Origin of the sequence: Lutispora sp., from assembly GCF_041687175.1 — a bacterium.
Taxonomy (GTDB): domain Bacteria; phylum Bacillota; class Clostridia; order Lutisporales; family Lutisporaceae; genus Lutispora.
Map to the genome: position 1 here is coordinate 1 of NZ_JAWLCK010000124.1, position 7219 is coordinate 7219.

Genomic DNA, 7219 nt, shown 5'->3' on the forward strand with positions numbered 1-7219 from the left:
CCTCTACTTTCACATCGTTTCTCAATAAGTATTCAGCTATGTTGTAAGCTTCAAGAGCATTTCTCTGGAGGGGTTTCTCCACAGGAATCACATAGTAATCCGGGAAGAAGTTTTCATTTTCCCCTCTTGGTCTTCCTATAGCATCTCCTGCAGCATTTAACATATATGCATCCACTCTTCTGTCATCAATGTTTTCTACGCCTCTTCTGAATATTTCAAGCTGATTATGGAACAACCTGTCTTTATTTGTCATGACATAGTTGACACATGCCAGGCCAGCGAAATATGTGGCATTCAGCGACTCTTCATTGATATCCGGCATTTCAATGGTACTAGCCATTGATCCGTGGAACATTGCATAGGTCGGTGTATAGGCAGGTGTTCCGTCATCCCATCCTCCTGCATAATCTTCGTAAGGTATCTGATAGCTCTCATACATGGTATTGGCTATTCCCGCTCTTCCCATTAGATGAGCCTGCTCTACCATATTCTCTATCAGAAGATCATACTCATAGTTTGGCTCATGGGGTGTGGTACAGGGTTCAATGAGGAAACCATTTACAAAGCCATGGTAGTCTATCATTGAAATTGGTGACCACTTTGCTATTTCGGCGGTGACCAACCTTGACTCTATCTGAGTCTGATATCCATTATCCCTGTTTACATCAAATCCATTTACATTTTGTCTCACATTATAGTATCTGCCGTCCGGATTCTCAGTAAAGTTGAACAGGAATATTACATTGTTTAAAGCTTCGTCCACATCGATATTTATGATCCTTTCTGTAGACGGTTTTTCCACATTTCTTCCATCTCTGTTAGGAGTCATAGGTTCCTTTGTGGACTCATAGTCCTTGTAGGTAAGCACATCCTCAGTTGCGAATTTCTCCAATAATTTGATTATAACATCTATGCCGGGAGCTTCATCAGGATGTATATTATTGAAGAATATGGGCACTTTGTAATCGCCTATTGTACCCTTCTCTATCATTTCCTGCAGCTTTGCCGGATCTTCCTTCATTAATGGAAGGGTTTTGTTCAAATAAGTGTCTATAGCCTTTCTATTCTTTGCCAGAATCACATGATGCATATCTCTGCCTTCCGTAGACTTTCCGAGAACCTTGTATTCCAGATATCTGTCATCCTGAGCCTTCAGCAATATCTCATCGATAGCCGGCTTTATCTCATCCCAGGTATGATAGCTGTCATAAGCATTGAGCTTGATAGCTCCCTTTGCCATTGAGCCTGTATTCTTATTCTTTGCAACCAGGTCGTAAGTACCGATAAGAGCAGGATATCTTCTTCTGGCACTTCCACTTAAATCATTCGTGCCATAGGGTAGATCAAACTCTATCTTTGCTCTTACAGTATTGTCGCTTTCAATTTTAACTTCTATAACATTTATAAATGGATCTCCATTGTAGCCTCCAGAAGCATATTTCTTCCAGTCGGACAGAGGCTTGCCGCCATAGGTCCACTCCAGATCCTCAGCTGTTACATCTTCACCAAGATTGAATCTTGCCTCTATAATTCTCTTCTCTGTCATGGAGGCTTTGTTGTTGCTTAGCTCCATTTCCCCTGTAGCCTCATCAATATCCATCAGGGATGTATATATGGCATTTGCCATCATTCTGAAGAAATGTTTAGGCTGGCCCTTGTTTGCTATGTTGAATGCAAACAGGGTTATGGGTGTATTATTGTATTCACCCTGGACTGCTAGAGCTGCTCCCTTTACTTCCTCGCTGCCCGGCCACCAACCTGCCTTGAAATAATCGTCATCGGTGGTAACTCTGGCAAGTACCTTCACATTATCTGGTACAGCAGTGAAGTAAACTCCGCTGCCATAGGGATTCAGTATATACTCTTCTTCTTTATAATTTGAGTTAATCAGGCTATCCTTTGCTATTTTTGATTTCAGAAGACCTTCATAACCGGTGCTTCTGCGATTAACTGCCAAAATGCCGTTAGTCCCCACAAACCTTATGGGGTTGGCTCCTATACCTACATAAGGTATTCCATTGTCAATATAGCTCTTCACATTAGTAGAGCCGGTAGCCAATATCACATTGCTGTTGGCCAGTGATGTAGAATAATCAAAGCCCAGCTCTCTAAGTACAAATTCTATGTTTCCGCTGCCTGCAAGGCCAATCTCCGGCTTTGGAATATCCTTAATGAGGCTTCCTCCATCATAGGGTAATACCTCAAGAAAGTATTTATCCTTTATCATAAACAGTGCTTTTTTGCTTATTACAAAGTCTCCAGCTTCATAATCTTCTCCCGAAGATAAGGTCATGCTGACCTTTTCGCCTTTTCTTAAAAGCTCATTTATGCCTCTTATTGCGTCATTGTTATTATTCTTTATGATATAGTAATCTGAAGCATTTGGAGTCCCTGTTTCAGGCATTGATACGCTGGATATTCTCTTAGTTTTTCCTTGGAACACTCCAGCTTCTCTAATAATATCTCTGTCAAATCCCCAAACATCTGGGAAATTCATTACTGTCTCTGCATACATATCATCGAAGGTTGATATGTCAAAACCGTCAGAAAGTATGGCATTGGCATATCCTCTTATGGCTTGATGCATATCAACTACATAGCTGCCTTTTGGATATGTCTTGTCACCTATGGTTACATCCTCTGTAGTAACATCCACAAGGATACCGTTTCTCAATAGATAATCTACAATCAAGTGGGCTTCCAGAATATTTTTTTGCATGGAAGCGTCAACGGGTATCACATAGTATTCCGGGAAGTAATTGGCATTGTCTCCCCTGGGCCTTCCCACTACTTGACCGTTACCGTCTACAAATTCAGGATCAACCAGTGCCTTAGCATCTATGTTTTCTACACCTCTTCTAAATACCTCCAACTGGTTCCTGTATAATCTGTCTTTATTATCCAATGCATACTTTGCAGCAGCCAAACCGCAAGCTACAAGAGCATCATGAGAATGTTCATTTATATCCGGAATTTCAATGGTATGACCTAATGCTCCATGATGCATAGCATACATTGGGGTATAAACGGGAGAAGCATCATCCCAACCACTATCATAATCCTCTCTGGGTACTATGAAGCTCTCATATCTAGTGCTTCCTATGCCTGCTCTGCCCATGAGATAAGCCTGCTCCAACATGCTGTGCACCAGCAAATCATATTCATAATTGGGGTCGTGGGGTGGTGTCGTTGGTTCAACTAAGAATTCCTTCACATGGCCATGGAAATCCAGGAAGGTCAAGGGTTTCCACTCTACTATAGCCTTGATTGTATTCACAGCCTCAGGCTGGGTTTGGAAGGAACAATCTCTATTTATATCAAAACCGTTTACATTTGTACGAGTATTATAGTATCTTCCATCAGGATTTACCGTAAAGTTAAACAGGAATATGAAATTATCCAATAGCTCTGGAACGCTTAGTGTTACAGTATTCTTTGTGCTTGGAATTTCTTCCTTGCCTTCATTGATTTCTATATCCTCATATTCTACCTTGTTCTGGGTAGCCAGCATTTCCAATAATCCTAACACAGCATCTGTTCCCGGTGCTTCGTCGGGGTGAATATTATTGAACCATATAGGAATCTTATAGTCTAACAACTCTTTTTCATATATCATTCTCTGAAGTTCTGCCGGGTCTTCTAAAGCCATAGGCAGTATTTCATTCAAATACTTATTTACCGCAGCCTTACTCTCCGCCAGAATCACAAAGTGGCAATCTCGTCCTTCAATACTTTCTCCTAAAGATTTATACTCAATATATCTTCCTGCTCTGGTCTTGTCTATAATCTTATCTATGGCAGGTTTTAATTCTTCCCATGTGTGATAGCTATCATAGGCATTTAGCTTTATGGGCGATGATATGGCAACATCTCTATCCTCATCTGTTACTGTAAGATCATAAGTGCCCAACAACCTGGGATAATAGGTCCTGGGATAAGGCCTTCTATCTAGTGTATCTACAGGCACCCATTTCTCATCTTCAAATCTGCCAAAAGGTAATTCAAATTTGATCCTTGCTTTTACTGTTGAACCATCCAGATATGGTTCTGTTTCAAACTTTATAAAGGAATCTTCAATTGTTGAACCATCTGAGTAATCTACCTTCTTCCATTCTTCAAAGAGTATTCCACCAAAGGTCCATTGAAGCTCATCCAAGTCCGGCAGATATCCAAAATTAACTGCTACATCAAATACCCTTTCCTCTGTCATGGAGGCCAGGTTTCCGCTTAATTCCATACCCTGGTATAAAGGCTCATCTATGCATAACAAAAGATTTGTCAACACGGTGACAAAGGTATGAAGTCTATCCTCCACTCTTCCAGGGAATTCCCTTTCTATGAAGTCCAGATTATCTCTACCACTATGCATTATTGGTCCATATTCTACTGTCTGGTCGTAACCGTCTTTGTCTCCTATCTCCCAATTGGTGGCTTCAAAATATGCATAGGGTATGCCTGCTCTTCTGAAATATACATGATCGCTCCAATCCCCAGTGGTTCCTTCAGGATAATAAGGATTAAGCCCCGGATTGGTCCTAAGATCCAATCCCAGATTTTGAGCCAGTGCAAGAGCCTTATCCCTTACCCAACCTCCATCAGGGTCATCTGCAAATCCTCCATATACATAGGCAAAGTCTCCGCCTATGCATGAGTCAAGATTTATCATAGCTATAGTATTTTCAATTTCTTCTTCGGTCATATTTTCAACATAATATCTGGAACCTCTGAGCCCTATTTCTTCTGCACCAAAGGCTATAAATTTTATTGTATAGGGTGTATTCATACTTGCCAATATCTCTGCGGCTTCCAACATAATGCCTACACCAGAAGCATTGTCATCGGCTCCTACTGAGCCGCCTGAGCTTACTGAATCATAATGGGCTCCTACTATTACAACTTCATCGGATAAACCAGGCTTTGTTGCTATGACATTGTAGTATCTATAGGATACCGGAGGCTCTTCGTATACTTCTTCTGTAACTGACTTCTCCTCGTCTTCCTCTATAGTCAGCGCAACTTCTGGTTCTCTAGCAAATTTAGGCATGTATTCACTGTTCATGGAAGATACATTAATTGGGCTAAACCCTTGAAGCTTCACAGAATATCCAATATCCTCTAATACTTCCTTTATGTAGTCTCTTGCTTTATATTCCTTCTCAGTGCCTGCACGCCTTGCACCTATTACCTTTGATAGGTATTCTACATGCTCATAGGCTCTAGTACCATACTCATCAGACTGGAAGATGTCCATAAGATCTGCCTTTAAGGCCATCATTTGCTGTTCATCATCTTCATCTGCTATCACTTTGTCACTTTTTACGGCTCCATAGGGGTTTTCTTCAATTTCCCTAACCCCTACCATATCCTCAGGTGTCAAATCTCCTTCTCTGTCTCTTATGATATCTATAGAGCCATCATCTTCATAAGTTCTCACAAAATCCTGAGAAAAAGATTTAAGTAAGACAGGTTCTTCAATCTTATCTTCTTTGGTGGGTACCGCTCCAAAAGGATTTGACATATCCGGCTTCTCAAAGGAATCTACTTCATATCCTCTGTGGCTGCCCTCTATGGCTTCCTTTCTGGTCTCAGGCATATAGCTTCCAATGTCAGGTGAGGCAAATACGGTGGAAAACACCATTGACAGTATCATCACCACTGCTAAGACCAAAGATAAGCGCTTCTTGAACATAATATACCCCCTTTTCATTATTGAACAAACATATGCTTGTTCAATACATTAGATGCCCATTAGTCCACATTTATGCATAAAATGTATCAATAAAGTAACTATAAACTTTCGACAAAAAAGGGAGAAAAAAATAACGGCCTTTAAAAGCCGTTATTGATTAAATACAGAATCAGGCAAAATACGCCACTGTCCAAAATCCTTTTCCAAAGCTATGCCTATTATGCTTTTCTTGTTGTTGGAAATAATCTCCACATCTGCACAGGCACTCCTGTAATCTGCTGATATAGATATATGCCCGATACTCTCCAAAAAACCTATATCCTGCTTGTATCTATCATTTATTCGGAAGTAATTAAGAGGTACCCTCCTCTGAAAATCAGTTGTTAGACATGCATACATGCCAACCAGATCTCCCCTCTCATAGGCGCGGAAAAAATCTCTGATAATTTCCCCAATGCTCTCCTTCAAACCCATAAACTCCCCCTTTTATTTTACTACTATTATAAATCCGTCCAGCTTTATTTCTTCACCGGGCTTAATTGTCAAGCTAAATGTAAAGTTCTTTGCATCCTCAGGTATATCAAAGTCCATGGTTACCAGTTTCCACTTATATTGGAGATCAAAATCCCTGAAAGGATAATTCCTGTTTCCTACTCTCACATTTACAGTCATAGTTTCCTTGGATGTTATCTTCCTTGCCCAGAATCTTATGCTTACTTTCTTACCCCTCAGGTCCTTATCTGTCAGCAGGGTACTTAGATTAGCTCTGATGCCTGCATCCTTATCCAAGTCATTCAGCAGATGCAATGAGCTGCCCGAATCCCTGTAATCCACAGTCATAATTCTGCTTTTCAGATTATCCATAGACCACATTACATTAAATCTGTCATAATATCCACTATAGGAAAGCTTGAAATTCTTATCAAATAGCTGCTCATAGACAGCATTTTCATATATCTTGCTGGATTGCTGATTTGGTCTTAGGGTATCTACACCTTTGTACTCCCTGTATCCTTCTTTTGTTACTAATATATATGTCTGTCTTTCTCTTTCTAAGCTTCCTTTATATTTAATAGTCAATGTGATCTTATAATTATTGTTCTCAAATACGCCCATGGTAAAACTATCTCTGCTGCTTCTGTAAAGCGCTGTGCTGCCGCTTTCTACCTTCCAAGACAAACTGTTGATAAGATGATAAGGATCATTGGTCTCCCTGTCATAGCTGACTCTAAGCTTCTTGCCATCTTTACTGTCATAAACTGAAACACTAAATCCAGTATCCAGAATATCCATATCTGTATCCTCTATTGTCAATACTTCACCATAATTCCTAAGCTTCAAGGATACTATTACTCCCTTGGCTATTTCCTCCCTCTTATCCAGATCAGGAACAAGATTAGCCACTTTATTGTAGACCCTTACAGGATCTATCAATGTTACATTCTCTCCACCTTTTACCACAGATAAAAAGCTCTGGGCCGCTAACTTGTATTCCCTCAAGGATTCATATATTCTGCCCATATTGTAAAA

At 40.3% G+C, this 7219-nt stretch carries 3 protein-coding genes; all 3 read right to left on the bottom strand.

Translation table 11 applies throughout. The annotated features are described in order from the left end of the window. A partial coding sequence (locus ACESM9_RS13220; RefSeq protein WP_372999542.1) for a M20/M25/M40 family metallo-hydrolase occupies window positions 1-5689 on the bottom strand: 5689 nt, incomplete at its 3' end. A 150-nt stretch (window positions 5690-5839) separates the two neighbouring features. Then, window positions 5840-6163: a hypothetical protein gene (locus ACESM9_RS13225; protein WP_372999545.1), complete on the bottom strand. Its 324-nt coding sequence runs from the start codon at window positions 6161-6163 to the stop codon at window positions 5840-5842. Window positions 6164-6175: 12 nt separating this feature from the next. Next, window positions 6176-7219 (bottom strand): hypothetical protein (locus ACESM9_RS13230; RefSeq protein WP_372999547.1); only part of this gene is annotated, 1044 nt, incomplete at its 5' end.

Excerpts from the sequence above, each read along its gene's own strand:
- ACESM9_RS13225 (WP_372999545.1), bottom strand. The coding sequence starts at position 6,163 with ATGGGTTTGAAGGAGAGCATTGGGGAAATTATCAGAGATTTTTTCCGC.